Raw genomic sequence first — 430 nt, 5'->3', positions numbered from 1 at the left:
GCGGTCGGTTGTACTGGAGCCCGGGCACGGGCACGCACGTGGTGCGTGGTCTCATCCTGGCTGCGTGGGAGGGGGCGAGCGCGCAGGACGGGCTGCTGGGCTACCCGACGGGTGACGAGGCGTGCGGCCTGCGGGGCGGTGGGTGCTTCTCGACCTTCGAGGGCGGATCGGTGTACTGGTCGCCCGCCAGCGGCGCGCACGCCGTGACCGGTGCGATCCGGGACGGGTGGGCGGCCGCCGGGTGGGAGGTCGGCGCATGGGGCTACCCGACCGGTGACGTCCGCCCGGTTCCGGGCGGGGCGACCCAGCGCTTCGCCGGTGGCACCGCGACCTGGACGAGCGCGACCGGGGTGGTCACCTTCCGGTGACCGCCCCGGCGACGCCGGTCAGTCGACCAGCCGCTGCCACACGCGGGCGGCGTACTCGTCCC

Annotated in this window: 1 protein-coding gene; it reads left to right on the top strand. The window is 76.0% G+C overall.

The window, feature by feature from the left end; all coding sequences use genetic code 11:
- A partial coding sequence (locus tag M3677_RS17465) for an LGFP repeat-containing protein (protein ID WP_368859923.1) occupies positions 1–368 on the top strand: 368 nt, incomplete at its 5' end.
- Between the last annotated feature and the right edge of the window lie 62 nt (positions 369–430).

The sequence above is a fragment of the Curtobacterium sp. P97 genome, from assembly GCF_023712445.1.
Classification (GTDB): Bacteria; Actinomycetota; Actinomycetes; order Actinomycetales; family Microbacteriaceae; genus Curtobacterium.
This window is presented reverse-complemented; position numbering and strand designations above follow the sequence as displayed.